This window comes from Streptomyces sp. Rer75, assembly GCF_013414305.1.
Classification (GTDB): domain Bacteria; phylum Actinomycetota; class Actinomycetes; order Streptomycetales; family Streptomycetaceae; genus Streptomyces; species Streptomyces himastatinicus.
In genome coordinates, this window is sequence record NZ_CP058693.1 from 9298120 (window position 1) to 9321149 (window position 23030).

The 23030-nt window shown below is 73.2% G+C and carries 17 protein-coding genes; 10 read left to right on the plus strand and 7 right to left on the minus strand.

Translation table 11 applies throughout. From position 1 onward, the window contains the following. Position 1: 1 nt before the first annotated feature. Complete coding sequence (locus tag HYQ63_RS39425) at positions 2-472, plus strand: hypothetical protein (RefSeq protein WP_179938581.1); 471 nt, start codon at positions 2-4, stop codon at positions 470-472. 6 nt (positions 473-478) lie between these two features. Here HYQ63_RS39425 and pcaB read toward each other — a convergent pair whose 3' ends face one another. From pcaB to HYQ63_RS39440, 3 genes are all read right to left on the minus strand, one after another. Next, on the minus strand, positions 479-1855 hold the full coding sequence (gene pcaB, locus HYQ63_RS39430) for a 3-carboxy-cis,cis-muconate cycloisomerase (protein ID WP_179938586.1): 1377 nt from the start codon (positions 1853-1855) through the stop codon (positions 479-481). After that, positions 1852-3819 carry an FAD/NAD(P)-binding domain-containing protein gene (locus tag HYQ63_RS39435; protein ID WP_179938588.1) on the minus strand — a complete coding sequence of 656 codons (1968 nt, stop codon included), beginning with the start codon at positions 3817-3819 and terminating at the stop codon, positions 1852-1854. The genes pcaB and HYQ63_RS39435 overlap by 4 nt, the downstream gene beginning before the upstream one ends. A 372-nt stretch (positions 3820-4191) precedes the next feature. Continuing rightward, positions 4192-4827 (minus strand): TetR/AcrR family transcriptional regulator, encoded by a 636-nt coding sequence (locus HYQ63_RS39440; protein WP_179938590.1) that lies wholly within the window; start codon positions 4825-4827, stop codon positions 4192-4194. A 50-nt stretch (positions 4828-4877) separates the two neighbouring features. On the opposite strand from HYQ63_RS39440, the gene HYQ63_RS39445 reads away from it, so the two are divergent. The 7 genes from HYQ63_RS39445 to HYQ63_RS39475 all read left to right on the plus strand — a co-directional run bounded on the left by HYQ63_RS39445 (position 4878) and on the right by HYQ63_RS39475 (position 14482). After that, positions 4878-5585, plus strand: coding sequence for a 2-oxoglutarate/malate transporter (locus tag HYQ63_RS39445; protein ID WP_257232452.1), 708 nt, complete (start codon positions 4878-4880; stop codon positions 5583-5585). Between the two features lie 117 nt (positions 5586-5702). Continuing rightward, positions 5703-8003, plus strand: a complete 2301-nt coding sequence (locus HYQ63_RS39450) for an ATP-binding domain-containing protein (RefSeq protein WP_179938592.1) — start codon at positions 5703-5705, stop codon at positions 8001-8003. 290 nt (positions 8004-8293) lie between these two features. Continuing rightward, positions 8294-9055 carry a GNAT family N-acetyltransferase gene (locus HYQ63_RS39455; RefSeq protein ID WP_179938594.1) on the plus strand — a complete coding sequence of 254 codons (762 nt, stop codon included), beginning with the start codon at positions 8294-8296 and terminating at the stop codon, positions 9053-9055. 423 nt (positions 9056-9478) lie between these two features. Continuing rightward, on the plus strand, positions 9479-10264 hold the full coding sequence (locus HYQ63_RS39460) for a CAP domain-containing protein (RefSeq protein ID WP_179938596.1): 786 nt from the start codon (positions 9479-9481) through the stop codon (positions 10262-10264). Between the two features lie 96 nt (positions 10265-10360). Then, on the plus strand, positions 10361-12091 hold the full coding sequence (locus HYQ63_RS39465; protein ID WP_179938600.1) for a phospholipid carrier-dependent glycosyltransferase: 1731 nt from the start codon (positions 10361-10363) through the stop codon (positions 12089-12091). A gap of 157 nt (positions 12092-12248) precedes the next feature. After that, complete coding sequence (locus HYQ63_RS39470) at positions 12249-13310, plus strand: hypothetical protein (RefSeq protein ID WP_257232453.1); 1062 nt, start codon at positions 12249-12251, stop codon at positions 13308-13310. Next, complete coding sequence (locus HYQ63_RS39475) at positions 13307-14482, plus strand: S8 family serine peptidase (protein WP_179938602.1); 1176 nt, start codon at positions 13307-13309, stop codon at positions 14480-14482. The genes HYQ63_RS39470 and HYQ63_RS39475 overlap by 4 nt, the downstream gene beginning before the upstream one ends. A 77-nt stretch (positions 14483-14559) precedes the next feature. Here the strand turns inward: HYQ63_RS39475 and HYQ63_RS39480 are convergent, their stop codons facing one another. Beyond that, complete coding sequence (locus tag HYQ63_RS39480; RefSeq protein ID WP_179938604.1) at positions 14560-15225, minus strand: TetR/AcrR family transcriptional regulator; 666 nt, start codon at positions 15223-15225, stop codon at positions 14560-14562. An 82-nt stretch (positions 15226-15307) separates the two neighbouring features. On the opposite strand from HYQ63_RS39480, the gene HYQ63_RS39485 reads away from it, so the two are divergent. Beyond that, positions 15308-16405, plus strand: coding sequence for a DUF3533 domain-containing protein (locus tag HYQ63_RS39485; RefSeq protein WP_257232454.1), 1098 nt, complete (start codon positions 15308-15310; stop codon positions 16403-16405). Between the two features lie 3 nt (positions 16406-16408). Here HYQ63_RS39485 and HYQ63_RS39490 read toward each other — a convergent pair whose 3' ends face one another. After that, positions 16409-18043: a CATRA conflict system CASPASE/TPR repeat-associated protein gene (locus HYQ63_RS39490; protein ID WP_179938606.1), complete on the minus strand. Its 1635-nt coding sequence runs from the start codon at positions 18041-18043 to the stop codon at positions 16409-16411. Further along, positions 17988-18356: a CATRA system-associated protein gene (locus tag HYQ63_RS39495; protein WP_179938608.1), complete on the minus strand. Its 369-nt coding sequence runs from the start codon at positions 18354-18356 to the stop codon at positions 17988-17990. Before HYQ63_RS39495 ends, HYQ63_RS39490 begins: the two co-directional genes overlap by 56 nt. A 167-nt stretch (positions 18357-18523) precedes the next feature. Between HYQ63_RS39495 and HYQ63_RS39500 the strand changes: the two genes are divergently transcribed. Beyond that, positions 18524-22075 (plus strand): CHAT domain-containing protein, encoded by a 3552-nt coding sequence (locus HYQ63_RS39500; RefSeq protein ID WP_179938610.1) that lies wholly within the window; start codon positions 18524-18526, stop codon positions 22073-22075. 19 nt (positions 22076-22094) lie between these two features. Here the strand turns inward: HYQ63_RS39500 and HYQ63_RS39505 are convergent, their stop codons facing one another. Further along, the gene (locus tag HYQ63_RS39505; RefSeq protein ID WP_179938612.1) at positions 22095-22871 is read right to left on the minus strand and encodes a class I SAM-dependent methyltransferase; all 777 of its coding nucleotides are present in this window, start codon (positions 22869-22871) and stop codon (positions 22095-22097) included. Positions 22872-23030 lie beyond the last annotated feature (159 nt).

The window sequence follows — 23030 nt, forward strand, 5'->3', positions numbered from 1 at the left end:
GATGGATGTCGAACTTTTGCCGCATGTCGGTGTCGCGTCGTTTCGGATCGGCATGCACTTTGACGAGGCGATGGCGGCAGCCCGGGAGTGGGGTACGGTCGCGAATAGCCCGGATGAGCGACCGCCCGGCAAGTTCGTCGTCTCTCACGAGGAATTCCGGTTCACCTTCGTGCTCATCTTCCGCCAGGACGAGTTTCTGAACTCCATCGAGGTGTCGCGCTTCCGCAATGAGAATGCGGACGTCCGCGTCTTGCTTGAGGGGCTGGATGTCTTCCGCACACCGCATGAGGAGTTGCAGCAGCAGCTTGAGCAGCGGGGCCATCCGGTGGAAGAGAACGATCTCGGCTTCGACGGACTGCCGGACCTCAACATCATCCTTGCCAACACCAGCAGCTACGAATATCCCATGGACGAGGAGGGGGACCCCCTGTACTACGACTACGTCCTGGTCTCGGACCGGATCACGCCCTGAACACCGTCACGCGCGGGGCCGTAGCGCGCGGTCGACCAGGGGGCCCGCGGCGCCGGTGTAGTGGGTCGGGTCGCACAGGGCCGTCAGTTCCGTGGCGTCGAGAGCCACCTCGGGCAGGTCGGTGAGGACCTTGGCGAGTGGCCGGCCGGTTCGTTCGGCCTCGGCCGTGGCCGTGTCGAGCAGTCGTCGGGCCGCCGCCTTGCCCAGGCGGGGGGCGAGGACGGCGGCGATGCGTTCGGAGACGATGCGGGAGCCGGTCAGCTCCAGGTTCTCGGTCATCCGCGCGGGCCGGATGCGGAGGCCCTCGGTCAGTTCGACCGCGGTGTGGGCGGCGCCGCCGGTGAGGCGGAGGCATTCGCGCAGCAGTTGCCACTCGGCGTGCCAGCCGCCCGCCGAGCGTTCGTCCTCGGAGAGCAGGCACTGGGTCAGGCCCGTGGCCAGTGGGGGCACCTGGAGGGCGGCGCTGCGGAGGAGGGTGGCCAGGACCGGGTTGCGTTTGTGGGGCATGGCCGAGGAGCTGCCGCGGCCGGGGGCGGTGGGCTCTTCGACCTCGCCCACCTCGGTGCGGGCCAGCGACTGCACATCGACGGCGATCTTGCCGAGGGCTCCGGCGGTGAACGACAGGGCCGAGGCGAGGTCGGCGATCGGGGTGCGCAGGGTGTGCCACGGCAGCGCCGGGCGGGCGAGGCCGGTTTCGGTGGCGAACGCGGCCACCAGATCGTCGAGGTAGGCGCCGGGCTCGACGGGTCCGGCGTACTCCAGGTAGCCCGCCAGGGTCCCCGCGGCTCCGCCGAGGGACACCGGCAGGCCGGTGTCCGCGACGGTGCCGATCCGGTGGCCCGCCTCCCGCAGCAACTCGCGCCAGCCCGCCGCCTTGAGCCCGAAGGTGGTGGGGACCGCGTGCAGCGCCAGGGTGCGGCCCGCCATCGCGGTGTCGCGGTGTTCGGCCGCGAGCCGGGCCAGGGCGCGGGCGGCGGTGTCCAGGTCGGCCCGGATCAGCCGGAGCGCGGTGCGGGCGACCAGCATGGCGCCGGTGTCGAACACGTCCTGGCTGGTGGACCCGCGGTGGACGTATTCGGCGGCGGCCGCGTCCTCCGCCGCCACCACGTCGGTGAGCGCCCGTACGAGGCCCACCACCGGATTGGCGGTCTCGCGCGCTCCGACGGCGATCGCGCGCAGGTCGAGCCGTTCGGCGCGGGCCGCGCGGGTGATGGTGTCGGCCGCGGACACCGGCAGGGTGCCCAGCCGGGCCTGGGCGCGGGCCAGCGCGGCTTCGGCGTCGAGCATGGCCTGGAGCCAGGCCGTGTCGCACACCGCCGCCTCGGCGGGGGTGCCCGCGCGCACCGGCGAGAGCAGGCCCGCGTCGGTCAGGGGGTCGCTCACACGATCACTCCCGTGAGGTGGGTGCCCCCGCCCGCGGTGAGCCGCGCGGGCGTCCGCGGGGCGGGGGACAGGGACAGGATGGTGCGGGCGATCGCGTCGGCGTCGCCGAGGCTCACCGAGTCCACGCCGGGGCGTATCCCGGCGGCGGTCACCCAGTGCACGGACTCGGTCGGGACGCCGTAGGCGAACCGGCGCGGATGGGCCCGCCCCTGCGCGTCGACGACATGGCACGGCCGCTCGGTGACGGCGAGCCCGCCCGTCTCGTAACTGATGCCGCGTTCCCCCTCGATCCGGTACGGGCGGCACTGCTCGGTGAGCAGCAGATGGCGCAGCAGCGGATCGGCGGCGCGGCGTACGTCGGGCACCGGCAGCCTGGCCTCGATCAGATGCCGCGACCGCACCTGCTCCCCGGGCACCAGGGCGGACTGCGCGACGAAGGCGGGCCGTTCGGTGTCGATGCACACCTGGGTGCCGGGGCCGGTGACCTCCAGGATCCCGGCCTCGATGAGCGCGATCATCTCCTCGATGCGGGAGGCCGGCGGGCCGATGGACAGGAACGCGTTGAGCGGGGTGTACCAGCCGTCCAGCTCGTCCAGATGGGATCCGCCGTCCAGGCCCCCGTGGTCGACGACCAGGCGCACTTCGTTCCGCAGGTCCCTCAGCACGTCCAGCGCCGCCTTGAGCGGGCCGTCGACGTTGCCCGCCTTCGCCTCCGCCACGTCCCGGGCCAGGTGGTCCAGCAGCCAGGCCCGGTACTCCGCCCGGTCGGCGAACTCGCGCCCGGCGCAGGGTTGTTGGAGTCGCTCCCAGTCCCAGCGGTCACCGGGGGCGATGCCGTACGCGTCCAGGAGCGCGGCCCGCTCCTGGTGCGACGCGGTCAGGAAGCGGTCGGTGAACGGCCCGGGGTCGGCGCCGCGGGAGGCCAGCAGCGCGGCGTAGTAGACGCTCTCCACCTCCGCCGCGATCAGCGGCCACACATCGGCGCGGAACCGCACCCGCTGGCCCGCCGCGGCGCGGCGGCGCAGCCCGGTGATGGTCTCGGGGGTGAGCAGCCGCGGAACGTGGCGGCCGGAGGCGCCCTTCTGGTTCTCCCCGCGCGCGTGGTACGGCACCCCGCGGCGCGAGCTGGCGAACATCTTCGGCTCGCGCCCCGAGGGCCGGTACACCAGGCGGTCCCCGACGCGGTCGAACACCCCGCCGCGGCCGCTGGTGAACAGCGCCATGTGGTCGAAGAAGGTGAGGCCGAGCCCGCGCAGCAGCACCGGCTCCCCGGCCCCGATGAAACCGGTGTCCACATCGGCCGGGTTGGCCGGGGTGAGATAGCTGAGGTGGTGGATGCGGGCCAGGCTGGCGGTGCGCTCCTCGCGCGGGGTGAGGTGGGCGGGGAGGTGGCCCAGGGCCAGGACCACGGCGTCCAGCTGGTGGATCCTGGTGCCGTCCGCCAGCCGGATGCCCTGCGGCCCGCCCGGCACCCCGCTGGTGTCGGCCATCGCCACCGCGCGCGAGCGGTGCACCCTGAGGGTGATGTGTTCCGGGGCGCGCGCGGCCACCCGCTGGAAGCTGTCCAGCAGATAGCGGCCGTAGAAGGCGCGGGTGGGGTACGAGTCGGGGCCGAGCGCCCGGGCCTCGGCGAGCGTGGGCGTGTCGTACTCGCCCGGCTCGCCGAACCGGGCGAGGCTCCGCGCCCACTCGTACAGGCTCGGGCCGGGCTCGATCGGGCCCTCGATGCGCACGCTGTCGTCGGTGTACACGGTGATCTGGGACGCCACGGTGTTGGTGAGCAGATGGCGGGACTGGCCGGGGCGCCACACCGCGCCCGCGCCGGGCGCCGCCGGGTCGACGACGTGCACGGTGATGGTCTCGTACGACCGTGTCGCGCGCTCGTTGGCGCACAGCCGCTCCACCACGCACAGCCCCCGGGGCCCGGCGCCGACGACGCACACCTCCAGGTGGCCGCCGCTCATCGCCGCGCTCCCTCGCCGCCGAACGCGACCGGTCCGTGCGCCATGGGGTCGTGCGGTTCCGTGGCGGGCATCGCGGACAACATCTCGATCCTCGCTCTCGCTTCGGCTCCGAGCGGGTGCCTCGGTCGGGTGCTCTCCCGCGCGAGCAGCGTAATCCGGGAGGTGGGTTTCCGGCGTTCCTCTGGAATGTCCCCAGTTGCCCGGCCGCCGCGTCCCGGTGGCCGGTGCGGAGATCGCCGGGCGGCGCGCTGTGCGCAAGGCCCTGGCAGGCGCCCTGCGCGGCGTGGTGGAGCAAGGGGCGCGGCGGCGTGGCCGGGCGGGGGCGCCCGGCGGCGACCCAGTTGCCCACCGGGGCGGCGTGGTGTCCGGGTGTCAGGGGCGGGGCGCCAGCAGTTCGCGGGCCAGGGCCTCGCCCCACCACCGCTCGACGGCGTCGGGCAGCCAGCCGCGTTCGACGGTGAGCGTGGTGTAGACGTCGATAGTGCACAGGGCGGCGTAGACATCGACCGCGGCCGCGATGTCCAGGCCGCTGCGCAGCGTGCCGGCCGGCCAGGACGAGAACACCCGCACCCGGGTCTCGTCACCCCGGCTCCGGCCGTCGCGGTACGCCGTGGCCAACTCGGGCTCGGTGCGCGCCGCTTCCCGCATCAGCGTGATCACGTCGCCCGCGCGCTCGAACAGCCGCCGGTCGTATCCGGCCATCGCGGCGAGCTGCCGGGCGGGCTCCGTCCCCGGGGCCTCCAACTCGGTGAGCATGCGCGACGCGTCGGCGGAGAGGTCGGCCGCGTCCGCCACCGCCCGCATCAGGCCCGTCTTGTTCCCGTACGCCGCGTACACCGTCGGCACCGAGACGCCCGCCTCGCGGGCCACCTCGCGCACGGTCGTCCCGGACCAGCCCTGGGCGACGAAGCAGGTGCGCGCGGCACGGGCGATCTCCGCCCGGGTCTGCTGCGCCTGCGCCGTACGGCGGATCGACTCGTAGGGGCGTCGGCCCGGCTCCGAACTCACGGTCTCCCCTTCGGTGTTGCCATTCGCTTGTCGCTGTCTATAGTGAATATATGTTGCGTAAAGTCAATGAGGCAACCGCCCTGGGCTTCCCCCGGATCTGCGGTTTCGCCGCCCTCGGTTTCGCCGCGATGATCACCCTGAGCAATGCGATCCAGGTGCCCGCCGGGCTGCCGGCCGCCGGTGCGGGGCTGGGCGAGGTCGTCGCGTTCTTCGGCGCCGAGAGCCACGTCGTCGGCATCGGATCGGCCCTGACCCCCGCCGCCTGGGTGCTGGCCACGATGTTCGGCGCGGGGGTGGTGTCCGTGCTGTGGGGGTCCGAACGGCGCAGGGGAGAGGCGTGGTCCCTGATCGGCCTGGCCGGTCTGGTCCTCCAGAACGCCGCGTTCGCGGGTGTCATCGCGATCCGCCTGGCGCTCGCGTCCACGGTCAGGGACCACAGGGGCGCGACCGCCGGGCTCTGGGCGCTGCACGATGCCCTGTTCGCCCTCAACGCGACCTTCCTGGCGCTCGCCCTCGTCGGGCTGTCCGTCGGCGGGCTGCGCGCCGGGCTCATACGGCGCTGGCACGGCCGCCTCGGGCTGGTGTCGGCCGCGCTGCTCTTCGCGTCGGCCACCCTCACCACGTGGTTCTTCGGCCGGAGCGAGGCCTTCGGGCTGCTCGGGCTCGCCGGGTGGCTGCTGTGGGTGGTGTGGATCGTCGTCTACGGCGTCACTCTGATCCGGCTGAACCGGGAGCTGAACCGGGAATGTGCGCCGTAGCGCATTAACGCGAGGAAGGGGAAAAGAAAAAACCCCGGCTGCCTTGAGTCCGGGGAGTTCCGCTGCGTATATTGGGGATTTGTGTGCCTGTACGCACTCCAGGCACATTGAAACTCGATGAAGTCATCATATCCAGCGGGAGTTGAATTGTCAAACGCGGAATGGCGCCAGGAACAGGAATTCATCGACCTGCTCCATGCGCGTCTCGCCGAGCTGCGGGCCGGGGCCGAGGAGGCGGTGAGTGACGCCCTGTCGATGGAGGGGCGGAACTTCCAGGCGCGGCTGGAGCGCGATGTGCTCGTGGCCGAGCGGTCCGGGCTGCTCGCCGCGTTCGACGCGGGGGAGCGGGGGCTGTGCTTCGGGCGGCTCAAGTTCCGTGACGGCCGCGACCACCACATCGGGCGCATCGGCATCCGGCGCGACGACGCGGAACGCACCCCGCTGGTCATCGACTGGCGGGCCGATGTGGCGCGACCGTTCTACCTGGCGACGGGGCACACCCCGATGGGGCTGCGCCGCCGGCGCCACATCACCACCGAGCGCGGGCAGGTCACGGCCCTGCACGACGAGATCCTGGACCTGTCCGACACCGTACGGACCGGGCACGAGAACAGCGACGCGGACGCCGTGCTGCTCGCCGCGCTCGACTCGGCCCGCACCGGCCGGATGCACGACATCGTGCAGACCATCCAGGCCGAGCAGGACCGGATCATCCGCGCCCCGCACCACGGCGTCCTCGTCGTCGAGGGCGGTCCCGGCACCGGGAAGACCGTGGTCGCGCTCCACCGCGCCGCCCATCTGCTGTACGCGCAGCGCGAGCTGCTGGCCCGCCGCGCGGTGCTGGTCCTGGGGCCCAACCCGGCGTTCCTCGGCTACATCGGCGAGGTGCTGCCCGCGCTCGGCGAGACCGGTGTGCTGCTCGCCACGCTCGGCGAGCTGTACCCCGGGGTCACGGCCACCGGCACCGACACCCCGGAGGCCGCCGAGGCCAAGGGCCGCGCCACCATGGCGGACGCCCTGGCCCGCTTCGTACGGGACCGGCAGGCGCTGCCCGACCCGGCGATCGTGATCGACCACGACGACGGTGACCTGGTCCTGGACGCGGACATCGCGAGCGACGCGCGGTGGCGCGCACGCGAGACCCGGCTGCCGCACAACCTGGCCCGCCCGCACTTCGCGTTCAGTGTCATCGACGGGCTGACCGCCCAGCTGACCGACCGGATCGGCGCGGACCCGTACGGCGGCCCGAACCTCCTCGGCCCCGACGACATCGCCCAGCTCGGCAAGGCGATCGCGGCCAGCTCCGAGGTGCACGCCGCCATCGACGAGCTGTGGCCCGAACTCACCCCGGAGCAGCTGGTCGCGGACTTCCTCACCGACCCCGTCCACGTCGCCGACGCCGACGCCGCCGCGATCCGCCGCAGCGGCGGTGCGTGGACCCCGGCGGACGTGCCGCTGCTGGACGAGGCCGCCGAACTGCTCGGCGAGGACGACTCGGCGGCCCGCGCCGCCGCCGAGGGGGCACGGCTGGAGCGCATCGAGTACGCGCAGGGCGTGCTCGACCTCTCCTACGGCTCCCGCACCCAGGAGTTCGAGGACCGTGAGGACGACGACTCGGAGGTGCTGGCCGCCCACGACCTCATCGACGCCGAACGCCTGGCGGACCGGAACGAGGAGGCCGACCACCGCAGCGCCGCCGAACGCGCCGCCGCCGACCGCACCTGGGCCTTCGGCCACATCATCGTGGACGAGGCCCAGGAGCTGTCCCCGATGGCGTGGCGGCTGCTGATGCGCCGCTCCCCGACCCGTTCCATGACGCTCGTCGGCGACCCCGCGCAGACCGCGGAGCCGGGCGGCTGCGGCTCCTGGGCGTCGATCCTCGCCCCGTACGTCGAGGACCGCTGGGAACACACCCGGCTCGGCGTCAACTACCGCACCCCGGCCGAGATCATGGCGGTCGCGGCGGAGGTGGCCCGGACCGCGGACCCCGCCTTCGAACCGCCGCGTTCGGTCCGCGCCACCGGCGTACGCCCCTGGGCGCGGCACACCGACGACCTGCCGGGCGCGGTGGCCGACGCCGTGGCGCGGGAGTCGGGGACGGAGGGCCGCCTCGCGGTGATCGCCCAGCGCGGCCACCACGACGCCCTCGCGGCCGCGCTTCCGGACGCGTCCGCGGGCCGGTCCCCGGACCTGACCAGCCCGGTGGTGCTGCTGGACCCGCGGCAGGCCAAGGGGCTGGAGTTCGACACGGTGATCGTGGCCGAGCCGGCGGAGTTCGGGACGAGCGACCTGTACGTGGCGCTGACCCGGGCGACCCAGCGGCTGGGCGTGGTGCACACCGGGACGCTGCCGGAAGGGCTGGCCGGGCTGGCAGCGCTGTCCGAGCCGCAGGACGCGGCCGCTTCGCCGGAGCGGTGAGCCGGGCCGCGGTGCGGAGGCGTGGAGACACGGCGGCGGGGTGACCCTCGGCGTCGGCGTGCTGAACGGCGGGGGACACGTCCGCGGCGGTCGGACGAACGCCTGATGGGGCCCGTCGCCGATTTGCCCCGGGCCCGGGGCCGTATGCGACAGTGGACCGCCCGCTCGGCCGGGCGCGCCCGCGCGCGCAGCCGCCGACGGGCTCCCCATACCTCAGCAGGACAGTCTCCGGTCGCGCCCGCGCGTGTCCGGGCTGTCGCCGTCCCTCCACTACGTCCTTCCTGAGAGCGATGCTGGCAACGACTCTTCCTCCCCGGACCACGGACCTGTTCGACCAGGGCCTGGAGTTGCGACCCGGTTCCGCGCTGCTGCGTTTCGGCGCCGCTCGGCCGCGCCCGGCCGGCCGGTTCAGCTGGTCGGGCGACGGCGCCGCGGCGTGGCTCGACGACGTCCGCGGCCATGTGTGGACCGTCGGCGGCCCGGAGCCCGCCGCCGGGCTGGTGCTGCGCGCCGCGCAGCGCCGTCCGGAGAAGGTGCGGGAGTTCACCGGGCCGCGTGGCACCGAGGCCCTGGTCGCCCGCCATCTGCCGGTGAACGACGTCGTCGAGTGGGTGTTCCGCTGGACGCTGGAGGAACCACCCGTGCAGCGGGGCGAGGAGCGCGTGGTCGTCCTGGACGAAAGCCACCACGGCGAGCTGCTCGACTTCCTCGGCGAACACAGCCCCGCCTACTCGACCGGCCCCGGCTCCGCGGACGTGAGCCTGTGGTGCGGAATCCGCGGCGACGACGGCCGACTGGTGGCCTGCGGCGCCATGAGCAGCCTGCGGGACAGCGGGGCGCCGCTGATGGCGTCCGTGGCGACGGACGCCGCCCAGCGCGGCCAGGGGCTGGGCGCGGCGCTGACGGCGTGGCTGACCCGGTACGCGGTGCGCCGCCACGGTTTCTGCACCCTGTGGCAGCTCGCCGACAACACTCCCGCCGAGCGGCTCTACACCCGCCTCGGCTACCGCAACGAGGACCCCTGCGTGGCCGCCCGGATCTCCTCGAACTGACGGCTCCCCTCGAACCGATCGTGGCGAACCCATGACAACAGTCACACCGGCCCCCGGAACGAACGGGGCGCAATAGTAGATACCCGCTCGGCGAAATCGGAGACTTTTCGGCCCTTGCCGACATGTCGTATCCGGGTTCGCCGCGGGTCCGGTGTCCCGCTCGGTCACAAGCCCACCAGGCATTCTGACGGCGGGACACCGTCACATCTCCTTCACTGGACCTCCTCAGCACACCCCGGTGTTCCTTCGCAAGCGACGCCCCGCACTACGACCCTCGGTAGTAGCGAACATTTGTTGCATTGCTTTCGGCGCGGCCCTAAGAATGACGGCCCACACAGCGCCTCGGCAGTTCTGGCTTCGCTCCGCCCAGAGTCGGCCGTACACGGGGGAGGGCGTGCCGCGACTACCGAGTGAGGGTCACGCATGAGCAAGCACCGGACCACGAAGACGCACCACCGGAAGATAGCCGTCGCTGCCGTCGCTGCGGCCGCCGTGGGTGTGCCGTCCGTCGCGATGGCGTGTCTGGACGGGCCGGACGACAAGGGCAACCAGGCCCGTGGGGTCGAGGCCCGCGCGACCGCGGAGCAGGAGCAGGGGCAGCGGTGGCACGAGAAGAAGAGCCACCACCGGGACGCGGAGAAGACGGCGCCGACGAAACGGGCGAAGGAAACGGAGCGGGCCTCGCGGTCGGCCTCCGCCGCGCCGAGAACCCGCACGACCTCCGCCCCCGCCACGACCCTGTCCGACACCGCTCCGGCGGCGGCGAAGTCCAAGGCCCCGGCCACCACCGCGCCCGCCACCAAGGCCGCCGCCTCCCCGTCGGCCGCGGCGTCCAGTGCCGAGGCCCAGGTCGTGGAACTCGTCAACGACGAGCGCGCCAAGGTGGGTTGCTCGCCCGTGAAGGTGAACGCGAAGCTCACCGAGGCCGCCGAGGCCCACAGCAAGGACATGGCCGAGCACAGCAACATGTCGCACACCGGGTCCGACGGGTCGCAGCCGGGCGACCGGATCGAGGCGGCGGGCTACACGTGGAGCACCTACGGTGAGAACGTCGCCTACGGCTACGGCTCGGCCAAGAGCGTGATGGAGGGCTGGATGAACAGCTCCGGTCACAAGGCCAACATCCTGAACTGCGACTTCAAGGAGATCGGCGTCGGTCTCTCCGGGTCCGACAACTACTGGACGCAGGACTTCGGCACGGCCCGCTGACCCGCACGCCCGCGCCCACACCTCGCTTTTTGCGGTTCGCGCCGAGTTCGCGTTCCTGAGCACGTTCGCGGAAGCGCACCATTATGGTCGGGTTCCATGCACGTGGCAGGTGTCCTCGACAGGGTGACCCGGGTGGCCGTGGGTCCGGTGGCGCGGGCCGGGGGGTTGCGACGCGGTGGGCCGCGGCCCGGTGAGCCGCGGCGGCCGCGTCGCCGGATGGCCGTGGCCGTCGCTGTCGTCGTGGCCGTGCTGCTCGCGCAGATGGCCGTCGCGATGGTGACCGCGGCCGTGGAGCAGACGCCGACCATCGACGAGCCGGTGTACGTGGGGACGGCGAAGACGTACCTCCAGGAACACAGCCTGCGGTTCAACCCCGAACACCCGCCGCTGGGCAAGCTCCTCATCGCCACCGGACTGCTGTTCGCCCACACCCGCCTCGCCCCCGGCTTCGCCGGGGACCAGGGGGCGCTGGGGCGGCGTCTGCTGTACGAGTCGGGCAACGACCCCTGGCAGGTGATGCTGTGGGCACGGCTGCCGGTGATCGTGCTGACGCTGCTGTTCGGGCTGGTCGTCTTCGCGTTCGCAACGGAGCTGGCCGGTCCCGTGGGCGGAGCGGCGGCGCTCGCCCTGTACGCGTTCTCGCCCGATGTCATCGCACACGGTTCGCTCGCCACGCTCGACGTACCGATGGCCGGTTTCCTGCTGACCTCGGTGTGGCTGCTGTGGCGGGCGCGCCGCCGGCCCCTGGCCCGTCTGCCGCTCGCCGGGGCGGCGCTCGGCGCGGCGGTGGCCACCAAGATGAGCGCGCTGCCCGCCGTTCCGGTGCTGATGCTCCTGGCAGTGCTGTCGTACGCGTACGCCCGCCGGACACCCGGCACCGGTCCGCGCGGGACGGCGCGCACCCTGGCGCTGGGCGCGGCGGGCGCGGTGGGCATGGCGCTGGTCGCGCTGGCCGTGGTGTGGGCCGCGTATCTCGCCGTCGACCCGCGGTTGCGCTGGACCACGCCCGGCCAGGTGCCCGCCGTCCACGGGCTGCGCGGGCTCGCGGTCGACCTGCTGCCGGTCCCCGAGCCGTTCCGCGACGGGATGCGCATCCAGTTCGGGTTCGAGGACCAGCCGTGGCGCGGCTTCCTGTTCGGCCGCCGGTACCACGGCTCGCTCTGGTACTACCTGCCCGCCGCGCTGCTGGTGAAGACGCCACTCGGCATGCTCGCGCTGTGGGCGGCCGGCGCCGTCGCGATGGTGGCGGTGCCCCGGATGCGGCCCGCGGCGCCGTACGTCCTGGTGCCCGCGGCCGTGCTGCTGGCCGTGGCCATGAACGGAGCCCGCGACCTCGGTGTGCGGTACGCGCTCTTCCTGCCCATGTTCCTGGCGGTCGCCGCGGCCGGGGTGGTCACGCTCCGGTGGCGCGGGGCCCGCGGCGTGACGGCCGCACTGGTGGTGTGCGTGGCGGTCAGCTCGCTGCGCGCCTACCCGTACTACCTGCCGTACGCCAATGAGGCGTTCGGCGGTCCGGCCAGGACCCATCTGCACCTGCGCGACTCGAACGTCGACTGGGGCCAGGACCTGGGGCGGCTGGCCGACCGGCTCCGGGAGCGCTACCGGCACGAGCGGGTGTGGCTGGTCTACAAGGGCAGCGGTGTGCCGTCCGCGTACGGCATCCACGCCCCCGACCCGCGACGGGTGCCCCCGGGCCGGGTGCACGGGCTGCTCGTCGTCTCGGACTCCTCGGTCGCCTGGGCGCGGGGGCGGCTGGCGGCCCTGATCGAGCACAGCCGCCCGGTCGACGAGGTCGGCCACTCCCTCACCGTGTACCGCCGGACGTAGGGCTCGGACCTGGGGGAGGTCCCGGGGCCGGTTGCTCCGTGGCCAGCCATGATCTGTAGGGTCACCTCTGCACGTGCGGGGGCGTGTGCCGTAGGAGGTTGGTCTCCTCTGCCGTTCTGCGCCCGCTCATCGGCCGCCGACACCGAGGAGGGGTGCCATGTCGTACCCGAGACCGCCTGAAGGCCCTGGCAGCGCCGGGCCCTACGGATACCCACCCCAGCAGGGCCAGGTGCCCATGCCGCCCCCACCGCCCATGCCACCGTCCCCGCCGCCCGGTGCCCCGCAGGGCTGGCAGGGGACACCGGCGTACGGCGGCCAGGGGTCCCAGGGCGCTCCGTACGGCGGGCAGGGGACGCCGCCGTACGCCGGGCAGGGGCAGCCGTACGGCGGTCAGGGACACCAAGGCGCTCCGTACGGCGCCGGGTCCGCCCCGCAACCGCCGCCGCCCGCGCGGGCGCAGAAGAGCACCGGGCGCAGCTGCCTCGCCGCCTTCCTCGGCATCACCGGCGCCCTCGCGATGCTGGGCGGTGGCGCGCTGACCGCGCACGCCTACTCGAACCACAGCCAGAACATCCCCAACCGCACCGAGTACGGCGCGTCGATGTGGCGCAACGAGCCCGCGGACAAGCTCTTCCCGGACTTCGTCGCGCCCAGGCAGGGCACCGGCCAGGCCCGGACGCCCGACCGCAAGCGCGCCCAGTGGCACCGCATCGGGATATCCGAGAAGACCGGTTGTGACGACGGGCTGAGCGGAGCCACCGCGACCCAGGCGGAGAAGCTCGGCTGCAAGGCCGTCCTGCGCGCCACCTACGTGGACCCGACGGGCAACACCGTCGCGACCGTGGCGCTGATCGTCCTGCCGAAGAGCGACTCCGTGAAGACGGAGATGAGCACGTTCTTCGACGCCGAGAAGGAGAAGGACAACCCGGGACCGGGAGTGAAGGCGTACGCCGTCCCCGGCACCATCGCGGCCAAGTGGAGCGACGCGCGGGCCAACGGCTCGGCGGGGCAGTCGGTCACCGACCTGTACCTCCCGTACGCGCTCATGGCCTCCGCGGGTTCCGTCGACGGCCGCAAGGCGGGCGAGCTGCCGGGCGAGTGGGGCAAGTACAGCATCGACGCCAAGCAGGACCGCGCCCCGTGGCGGGGCGCCGCCGACGGCCTCGTCGACGCCCTGAACGTCCACTACCTCGACCTGCTGACGGAGGGGACCTCATGAGCGTCCGGCGACACACCGGCGCGCGCCTCGGCACGGCCGTGACCGCGGTCGTCCTCAGCTCGGTGCTCGGCGTGGCGGGCGCGCCGCCCGCGGCCGCCGCCAACCCCACGCCCACCAGCTGGGAGGCGAAGGCGCTCGGCCTGGCGTCGGCGCAGCGCACCTCCCAGGGCGAGGGCATCAAGGTCGCGGTCCTGGACAGCGGCGTCATGACCAACCACGTGGCGCTGAACGGCAAGGTGACCACCGGCCCCGACTTCCTCAAGGACGGTCTCCAGCCCGGCGATCCGCGCTGGGGCGGCCACGGCACCGCGATGGCCTCGGACGTCCTCAAGGTGGCCCCGAAGGCGAGCATCCTGTCGGTCCGGGTGATCGACGACAAGGAGGACCACGGCCCCGGGGACATACGCCAGGGAGCCAGCCCGACCAGTCAGGGCATCGACTACGCGGTCGACCACGGCGCCGATGTGATCTCCATGTCGCTCGGTGGCGAGATGTTCGGCGACAGCGTCGACGAGGACGAGGTCGACGCCCTGGCCCGGGCGGCCCAGAAGGGCATTCCGGTCATCGCCTCGGCGGGCAACGAGGGCGACATGTTCAACGACGCCTCGTACCCGGCGGGCTACCCGGGCGTCATCGCGGTGGCCGCCACCCAGCAGGACGGCAGCCGCGCCGAGTTCTCCACGGTACGGACGTACAACTCGGTGGCCGCGCCCGGCGTGGCCATCATGAGCGCGAAGAACACGGGCGGCTACGAGCCGGTCAACGGCACCTCGCCCGCGGCGGCGCTCACCTCGGGCGTGGTGGCCCTGATGTTGTCGCACAACGACAAGCTGACCCCGGCCCAGGTCCGCACCCTGCTGACGAAGACGGCGCACCATCCGGCGGACGGGCGCAACGCGCTGGTCGGGTACGGGCCGATCGACGCCGCGGCCGCCGTCCGGGCCTCCTCGAAGCCGCCCGCTGACGGGACGCTCCCGGTGAAGTACACGGGCAAGGTGCATCTGGCCACCCCGGACGGGACGCCGAAGACCCAGCATCCGCCCCTGGAGACGGACCTGGTGACGATCGGCCTCGGCGCGGCGGGCGTGGGGCTGCTGATGGTCATCGGCGCGGTGCTGATCACCCGCGCGGGCCGCCGCCGCGCGGCGGCCGCGGGCGGTCCGCGGGGCTGAACACCGGCGTGGCGGGTGGCGAGCGCGTCTCGCCACCCGCCACGCGCGTCTCGCCTCCCGCCCCCGGTGCCGGGGGCTCAGCGCCGGGGCGTGAGGAGCGCGGTGAGCATGTCGCGCAGCCAGCTCCGCAGGGCGGTGAGGTCCGGGTCGAGCAGCAGCCGGCCCGCCGCCGCGTCGTGGATCGTGAGGACCGCCGCCGTCAGGGACTCGGGGTCGCGCAGCCCGGGCGGCATGGTGTCGGGGTCGACGTAGGCCGTCACGATCGGCTGGAGCGTGTCGCGCAACGCCTCGCGGTGCCGGATCAGCGCCGCCGCCGTGTCCGGGTTGCGCGCCGCGTACAGCATGAAGTCGGTGCGTACGAGGACCCAGGTGCGGTCGATGAGCAGCGCGCCCACCACCCGGTCCAGCAGGTCGGCCAGCTCCTCGTCGGGAGTGGCGCCGTCCAGCGCGTCCTGCACCTGGGCCGTCACGAGCGCGGCCTGCCGCTCGTAGAGGGCGAAGAACAGCTCGTCGAGGCTGTCGAAGTTGGAGTAGAAGGCGCCGCGCGTGTACCCGGCGGCCTCGCAGATCTCCTCGATTCCCACGCGGCCGAAGCCGCGCTCCGCGAAGACCGTGAGCGCCGCCGCCAGCAGACGTTCCCGGGTCTCGGCCCGGCGCCGGGTGAGGCGCGTGGGTGTGCCGTCCGCGCGTCGTCCGCTGCGCAGCGCCCGGCGGTCGAGTGCGCTGTTACTGGCTTCCGTCATGCGTCACATCCTAGTTCGATACACTCGTGTATCCGATACAGTCATGTATCGAACCCGTCGGTGATTGAGGAAGTGCGGATCAGTGAGTCAGGTGGACACGGACCACGTGGAGACCCCGGCGCGGAGCGTCGAGCCGGACGCCCCGGACCAGCCGAAGGAGGAGGGCGGGCTGTGGGCCCGGCTGCGCGGCGCGGTCCCGCCGCGCATCGCGGCGATGCTCGTCGGCGCGCTGCTGCTGCAACTGGGATTCGTCCTGTCGTACGTCGGGGCCTTCCACCACCCCCAGCCGCACCGCATCCCCATCGCGGTCGCGGCGCCACAGCGGATGGCCCCGGACGCGGTGGAGAAGCTCAACGGGATCCCCGGCCACCCGCTGAAGGCCACCGCCGCCGATGAGGCCACGGCGCGCGAGCGGCTGCGTACGGGGGAGATCAGCGGCGTACTGATCGTGAAGCCCGGATCCCGCACCGACACCCTCCTGACCGCCGGTGCCGGTGGCGCCTCCACGGCGAGCGCCCTGGAGACGGTGATCGAGAAGGCCGAGAAGACCCAGGACCGCACCGCGTCCGTCGTCGACGCCTTTCCCGCGCAGGCGGGTGACGCCCGGGGCTTGAGCAGCTTCTACCTGGTGGTGGGCTGGACGGTGGGCGGCTATCTGTTCGCCGCGCTGCTGGGCGTGTCCCTCGGCGCCCGCCCGGCCACCGCGCGCGGCGCCGGGCGGCGACTGCTGGCGGCCGTGCCGTACGCGGTGCTGTCCGGGCTGGGCGGCGCGGCGATCGTGGGCCCGCTGCTCGGCGCATTGAACGGACACTTCCTCGCCCTGTCGGCGATCGGAGCCCTGGTCGTCTTCGGCGCCGCCGCCATGACGATCGCCTTCCAGGTGCTGTTCGGGGTCCTGGGAATCGGTGTCACGGTGCTGCTGTTCGTGGTCCTCGGCAACCCCAGCGCCGGTGGCGCCTACGGCCCCGAGCTGCTGCCCCCGTTCTGGCGGGCGCTCAGCCCCGCCCTCCCCAACGGCGCCGCCACCCATGCCGTGCGCCACGTCATGTACTTCTCCGGCCACGGCATCGCCGCCAACCTGGCCGTGCTGACCGCCTACGCCCTCGGCGGCGCGCTGGCCGGCGTCCTCGGCGTCAACCTGATCCGGCGGCGGCGCGCAGCCGCGGCCGTGTCCGGCTGAGCCCTACCCGGGCGCGTCGTCCGCGCGCAGCCGCCGCCGCATGGCCAGCCAGCCGCAGCCGAACGCCGGAAGCGCCACCGCCCAGGTCAGCACGGTCGGCGCGGCCCGGCCGGTGGCCGCGTGCACGGCCACCGTGCTGGCCAGCCACCCGGCCGTGGCGCCCACCAGTCCGGCCAGCAGCGAGCCGAGCCGGGCCGGTGCCCGGCTCTCCGGCGGGGTGGCCAGCCACAGCACCAGCGTGGCCAGGAGCAGGGCGAGCGCACCGAGCAGGGCGATGAGGGCGGGCACGGCGGGCGGCGGCAGGAACGGGACCTCGTACGCGAAGCTCTGGATCGCGGCGAGCACCATGAGGACCGCCCCGAGGAACGCGCTCTGGAGCAGATTGACCTTGCTCTGCCGCTGCTGCGCGGCGGCCTCCTGGCGCTGCGTCACCTCCCGGCGCCGCTGGAGGGCGTGTTCCGCCTCGACCGTCAGGGCCGTCAGTGCGTCCCGTGCCCGTTCCCGGTCCGCCTCCAGATAGACCAGGCCGTCGGACAGCCGCTGGACGAACCACGCGGCCAGCGCGAGGTCTTCGGCGAACGGGCCGGGGCCGCCCTCGGGGACGCCCGCGGCATCCCGCTGGGCGCGCATATTGGACTCGGCGATGCGCACGGTGGTGCGCATCTCCCTGAGCCTGGTGATCCACTGGGTGAGCCCCGCGGAGCCCGCGGTGAGCGCCAGCAGTCTGGTGCGCCACCGCGCGAGTTCCGCGCCGCGGTCGTGCGCCTGCCCGTCGTCGGCGGTGTCGTCGTCCGGGGATTGGCCGTCCAGGGCCGCGAGGGCACCGTCCACGACCGCCCCCGCCGGGGACGCGAGATCGCTGTCGTGCGCGGCGTGCACCCGCATCTCGTACCGCAGCTTGGCCGCGTCCGCCAGATAGCGGGCGAACGGCGGCGGCGCGCCACCGCCCTGGCTCCACAGCCAGAGTTCGGTGTCCCGGGGGCCGTCGCCACCGTCGTCCGCCACCGCGACGAAGCGCCGCGACACACGCGTGGCGGAGTCACCGGTGGCCGAGTCGCCCGTGGCCTCCCACAGGGTGACCGCGGGGCGGGCCACCGGGACGCCCGGCCCGAGCGGCAGGGGCAGATCGGCCCGTATCGCCTCCGTCAGCTCCCGCGTGCCCACCGGCGCGGCACCGGCCACCTCGCGATAGGCCACGAACAGCCGCGCCTCGCCGACCACCCACTCCCGCGCCGAGTCCCCGTCCGCCCCGGCGATCCGCGTCCACCGCCGGTCCCAGGCGTCCCAGGACCCTTGTTCACCGGAGGCGGGCGACAGCGCCACCGACAGACACAGCAGATCGTGGTGGCGCCGCAGGACCGCCTGCGCCAGCCCCGCACGGTCGCGCCGCGCCGCCATCGCCCCCGCCGTCGGCAGCTCGCCCAGCTCCTCGGGCAGCGTGTCCGGCAGCCCGGTCGCGGCGACGGAGTGCGTCATGCCGAGATGCAGCCCGCACGCCGCCCACACCTCCCGCAGCCGCCGGTACGACGCGCTCCGGCGCGGCCCGGTCGTGGCCACGAAGAGGTGGACGACGAGCGACTGGTCAGTGAGGGTCACCACCGGCCGACGCGCCCTCCGTGAGGTCGAGGTCGTCGTCATCGGCGCCGCTCCGCAGGGCGTGCACCAAGCGGTTGAGCCGGTCCAGGACTTCGGGCGACGCGGGCTCGCGCCCGTCGCCCTCCTCGCCCGCGCGCAACCGCACCCGCGACGGCCCCACCAGCTCCAACTGCCCCGTGACCGCGCCCAGAGCCCGCTCGTCCCCGGCCCGCACGGCCGTCTCCATCGCCCCCAGCGCGCGCTCCACATGCGCCCAGTCCGCGCGCGGCAGTACGAGCCCGGCGACCCCCGCGAGGGCCGCCACGGCGTCCTCGCGCAACTCCGCCGTGCCCCGGCCCCTCTCCGACACTCCCATGGCCCCAACTTAAGCACATCGGGGCGAAAAGGGATGACGGTGAGTATTTTCCCTGCGTCCGGCAGCCGGGAGGCCGATCGTGCAGCTGATCGATCCGCGGTCGTAGGTTGCCGCGGCTGACCGCCGTGACCGCGGTGGCCGCATGCCCGGTCGGTCATCATCGGAGCGTGAGATCTGAGCTGCTGACGGCGCTGCGAGCCCGGCTGGACCGCTTCGCCGCCACCGCGGACCCGCGGGACGTCCTGGACGCCGACGCCCCGCGCGAGGCCGCCGAACTGATGGCCGCGAGCGACGACCCCGAGCGCGACCTCGAAGTGCGGCGCGCCGTGGGCTGGTTGCACTGGCACCGGTACGGCCTGCTGGGAGACGAGTCGGAGCTGCGGCTGGCGGAGACGCTGCTGCGCCCGGTGTACGAGGCGGACCCGCTGGGCGTGCCGGAGGCCATGCGGTCCGTCTTCGCGCCGGAGCCCGACGACGCCTTCGCACCGGAGCCCGACGACTGGGCCGCGCTCAGCGACACCGAACTCCGCCACTTCCTGGCGCGTCTGGAACCGGGGCGGATCGCACAGGTGCTGAGCGACCTGCGCGACGAGGTCTCCCGGACGCCTCCCCACCACCCCGGCGCCGCGGACACGGTGGTCCTGCTGTGCGTGCTGTTGTCCGCCGTGCTCACCACCGTCGAGGATCCGCACCCGCTGCGGGATTCGGTGGAGGCGGCCCGGCGCGCAGCGGACGCGCTGCCTCCCGGCCACGCCCGGTGGGCGGCCGTACAGTCCCAGCTCGGCGATGTGTTCCGCACCTGGTATCTGCGAACCGGGGAGGTGAGCGCCCTCCACGAGGCGATCGACAGGGGACGCCGGGCGGTCGATGCCGACCCGAGCTCGCCCATGACACTGAGCAACCTCGCCATCGCCCTGCTGGATGCCTACCGGCGCATCGGTGACCTCACGTTCCTCGAAGAGGCCATCGCCACTGGCCGTGGCGCGGTGGACGTGGCAGCAGAGGACGATCCCCAGTTGGTGCTGTATCTGTCCAACCTCGGTGGCGCGCTGCACGAATGGGCCGACCGGACCGGGGATGACGCGGCAGAGGCCGAGGCCCTCCGGACGGCCCGCCGGGCCGTCGCCCTGACCGGGGAGGACCACCCCGCCCGTCCGCTCTACCTGTCGAATCTGGCGTCCTCGCTCAAGACGTCGTATGACCGCACCAAGAACACGGCCCTGCTCGCCGAGGCCGTCGAAGCGGGCCGACGGGCGGTGAGCGCCACCCCGGCCGAGGACCCCAGTCGGCCCCATCGCCTCGGGGTCCTCGGCGGCGCACTCCAGGGGTGGTTCGAGGCCACGGACGAACTGTCCGCGCTCGACGAGGCCGTGGAGGTCTTCCGTGAGGCCCTTCATCGCACCCCCGAAGGCCATCCGCGGAGGGTGCAGCATCTGCACATGCTCAGCTACGCGCTTCTGCTGAGCTACGACCAGTACGGCACCCGGGAGGCCCTGCACGAGGTCATCGCCGTGGGACGCCGGGCGATGACCGAGACCCCGGCCGACCACCCGGACCGGGGGCGACGGGTCGTGCATCTGGTCAACGGGCTGCGCGTCTGGTACGAGCACACGGGCGACCTGGAAACCCTGGACGAGGCGATCACCCTCTGCCGCCACGGACTGGCGACCGGCGGCGACCGGGACCCCGGCCTGCTGTCCGGACTCGTCGTGACGCTGCGCCTGAAGTACGAGAGGACGCGGGACCGGAGCCTCCTCGAGGAGGCGGTCGCCTTCGGCAGGGAGAGCGTGGCCGCCGACCCCCACAGGCGAGGGCTCCTCGTCAATTTCGGCAGCGCGCTGGCCGTATTCGCCGAGCACGAGAACGACGACCTGGCGATCCTGGACGAGGCCATCGACATCGCGCGCAGGGCCGCGGACCTCGCCCCCCATCTGCTGACGGACCTCGTCGGCCCGCTCCTGGTGCGCTACGAGCGCACCGGCGACCCGGCGTCGGCCGAGGAGGCCGTGGCGGTGGCGCGGCGGGCGCTGGCGCTCACCTCACCGGAGCCCGAGCGGGCCAAGAAGCTGTTCATGCTGGGGCAGGCCCTGGCCGCCGTGCACAAGGTGTCGGGTGACCCCGGCACGCTCACCGAAGCCATCGACGCCTACCTGGCGGCGGCCACCGTGCCGAGCGCGGCGGCGACGGTACGCGTCGACGCGGGCTTCAATGCCGGGCGGCTGGCGATGTCGGCGGGGCGTACCGAGCAGGCGCTGAGCGGATACGCCACGGCGGTCGAGCTGCTGCCCCTGCTCGTCACCCAGTTCCTGGACCGCAGCGATGCCGAGCACTGGCTCACCCGCTACAGCGGGCTGGCCGCGAGCGCCGCCGCCTGTGCCCTGGAGGCAGGAGACCCGGAGCGTGCGGTGACCCTGCTGGAACAGGGGCGGGGCGTCCTGCTCGACCGCGCCCTCTCCGCCCGCACCGCCCTGACCGCCCTCCGGGAACGGGCCCCCGAACTCGCCGACCGCTTCCAGTGGCTCAGCGCCGCGCTCGAAACCGAGGACCGGGAGCCGAGCGAGCAGCGGCACGAGCACGCACGCGACCTGGAGGCGGTGGTCGAGAGGATCCGGGCGCTGCCCGACTTCGCCTCGTTCCTGCTGCCTCCGACGCTCCCGCAGCTCATGTCGGAAGTGAGGGACGGCCCGGTCGTCCTCGTCAATGTCAGCCAGTTGCGGTGCGACGCGCTGGCCCTCACCCCGGCGGGGGTGCGGCACATCCCCCTGCCGGATCTCACGCTCCAGGATGTCGTCGAGTGGGTGGACGTCTTCGTGGGCGCGCTGGACGTGGGCCAGAGTGTCGCGAATGAGGTCCTCGAAACGATCCTGGGCCGACTGTGGGACACGATCGCCGAACCGGTGTTGACGACTCTGGAATTCACCCGGTCGCCCGGACGTCATGGCACCTGGCCACGGCTGTGGTGGGCGCCGGTCGGCCCGCTCAGCTACTTGCCGCTGCACGCCGCGGGCCACCATGACACCGAGGGCAGGTCCGTCCTCGACCGGGTCATCTCCCCGTACACCCCCACCCTCCGTGCCCTCACCCACCTCCGCGGCCGCCGCCGCACCGGCGAGCGCGCCGCACGGCACCGCCCGCTCGTCGTGTCGATGCCCCGCACCCCGGGCGCCGCCGACCTGCCCGGCGCCCGCGACGAGGCGGGTCTGCTCGCCGGGCTGCTTCCCGACGCCACCAGCCTGACCGGGCCCGAAGCCACCCGTGACCAGGTCGACGCCGCACTCCGGGAAGCCACCTGGGCCCATTTCGCCTGCCATGCCCAGAGTCGCTTCGACGACCCCTCCAGCAGCCTTCTGCTTCTCCATGACCACCAGGACAAGCCGTTCGACGTCCGCCACCTCTCCGCCCTCCGACTGCCCTTCGCCGAGCTCGCCTACCTCTCCGCATGTGGCACTTCACGGCCGGGTCGCCACATGACCGATGAGGCCGTGCACATCTCGGCCGCGTTCCAGCTCGCCGGATTTCCGCATGTCATCGGCACCCTCTGGACGATCAAAGACCGGGCGGCCCCCAAAATGGCCCGGGCCATCTACACCGACCTGCTGCACCGCCCCCAGCACGACCGTGACATCGCCCAGGTCGTCCACCGGGCCGCCCACCGCATGCGGCAGGCGTATCCCCGGCTCCCTCTGATGTGGGCCGCCCACCTCCACGTCGGCCTGTGACGGACGGCCCGCGGACTCCTCAGCCGCCGTGGGTGACACGGATCTTGGACTGTCCGTGCGGGAGTTCCTCCCAGTCCTCCATGAAGCGGGCCGCCAGACCGTGTTTCCGGGCGAGGTCGATGAGGGTTTCGGTGCGGTAGTAGAAGTCCTCCCTGAGGACTTGGTGCTCCTTGCCCTCTGTGCGGTCGAAGGTGAAGTCGAACCAGCCGCCCGGCGCCAGGACCCGGCCGACGTTGGCCAGGCACTCGTCGATGACCGGCAGCGGGGAGTGGGAGAACACGCTGTGCGCGTGGACGACGTCGAAGTGCGCCTCGGGCAGGAAGCGCAGGGTGAGGTCGCGGACGGGGGTGAGGGTGGGAAGGCGGTCCTGTAGCTCCGTGTGGACCAGGGTGTCCTGCGCGGCGATCAGGATGTCGGGGGAGATGTCGATGCCGTAGTAGTGGCCGGGGTCGAGGTGCCGGATGAAGCGCCAGCCCGCGCGCAGATTGCCGCAGCCGATCTCCAGCATGCGGTGCTCGGGGCGCAGCCCGTGCTTCAGCAGATAGTCGAACTGCATCGCGCCCAGCGCCAGCCACCGCTCCCGGGTACGGCCGCCGACCGCCGCGTCCGGGTTGGCACGGGTGTCGGAACGCATCACGGCGCGGTAGTACGAGACGTGGTCCGGCCAGCGGTAGCGCAGCCAGGCGTCCCGGGTGGCCCGCGCCAGATGGCGCGGTACGCGCTCGGGGTGACGGAGCGCGTAGGAGACGCGGTGACCGAGACTGGCGCGGTTGACGGTGACGTTCTTGGCAGGCATGAATGATCCTTTCGCTGGGGGCGCGGAATGTCTGTCGCGGGCCCTTGACTCAGCATCAGTGCGGGTGACCGCCATCTGCTTCGCCGGACCGGCTAACGGCCGGAGGCGGTTCGGGTGACGGCAGGGTCAGCCGATCGGATGATGCGGAGCGCGGCGCCC

Excerpts from the sequence above, each read along its gene's own strand:
- HYQ63_RS39425 (WP_179938581.1), top strand. The coding sequence starts at position 2 with ATGGATGTCGAACTTTTGCCGCATGTCGGTGTCGCGTCGTTTCGGATC.
- HYQ63_RS39435 (WP_179938588.1), bottom strand. The coding sequence starts at position 3,819 with ATGAGCGGCGGCCACCTGGAGGTGTGCGTCGTCGGCGCCGGGCCCCGG.
- HYQ63_RS39445 (WP_257232452.1), top strand. The coding sequence starts at position 4,878 with ATGTTGCGTAAAGTCAATGAGGCAACCGCCCTGGGCTTCCCCCGGATC.
- HYQ63_RS39450 (WP_179938592.1), top strand. The coding sequence starts at position 5,703 with ATGAAGTCATCATATCCAGCGGGAGTTGAATTGTCAAACGCGGAATGG.
- HYQ63_RS39455 (WP_179938594.1), top strand. The coding sequence starts at position 8,294 with ATGCTGGCAACGACTCTTCCTCCCCGGACCACGGACCTGTTCGACCAG.
- HYQ63_RS39460 (WP_179938596.1), top strand. The coding sequence starts at position 9,479 with ATGAGCAAGCACCGGACCACGAAGACGCACCACCGGAAGATAGCCGTC.
- HYQ63_RS39465 (WP_179938600.1), top strand. The coding sequence starts at position 10,361 with ATGCACGTGGCAGGTGTCCTCGACAGGGTGACCCGGGTGGCCGTGGGT.
- HYQ63_RS39470 (WP_257232453.1), top strand. The coding sequence starts at position 12,249 with ATGTCGTACCCGAGACCGCCTGAAGGCCCTGGCAGCGCCGGGCCCTAC.
- HYQ63_RS39475 (WP_179938602.1), top strand. The coding sequence starts at position 13,307 with ATGAGCGTCCGGCGACACACCGGCGCGCGCCTCGGCACGGCCGTGACC.
- HYQ63_RS39480 (WP_179938604.1), bottom strand. The coding sequence starts at position 15,225 with ATGACGGAAGCCAGTAACAGCGCACTCGACCGCCGGGCGCTGCGCAGC.
- HYQ63_RS39490 (WP_179938606.1), bottom strand. The coding sequence starts at position 18,043 with ATGACGACGACCTCGACCTCACGGAGGGCGCGTCGGCCGGTGGTGACC.
- HYQ63_RS39495 (WP_179938608.1), bottom strand. The coding sequence starts at position 18,356 with ATGGGAGTGTCGGAGAGGGGCCGGGGCACGGCGGAGTTGCGCGAGGAC.
- HYQ63_RS39505 (WP_179938612.1), bottom strand. The coding sequence starts at position 22,871 with ATGCCTGCCAAGAACGTCACCGTCAACCGCGCCAGTCTCGGTCACCGC.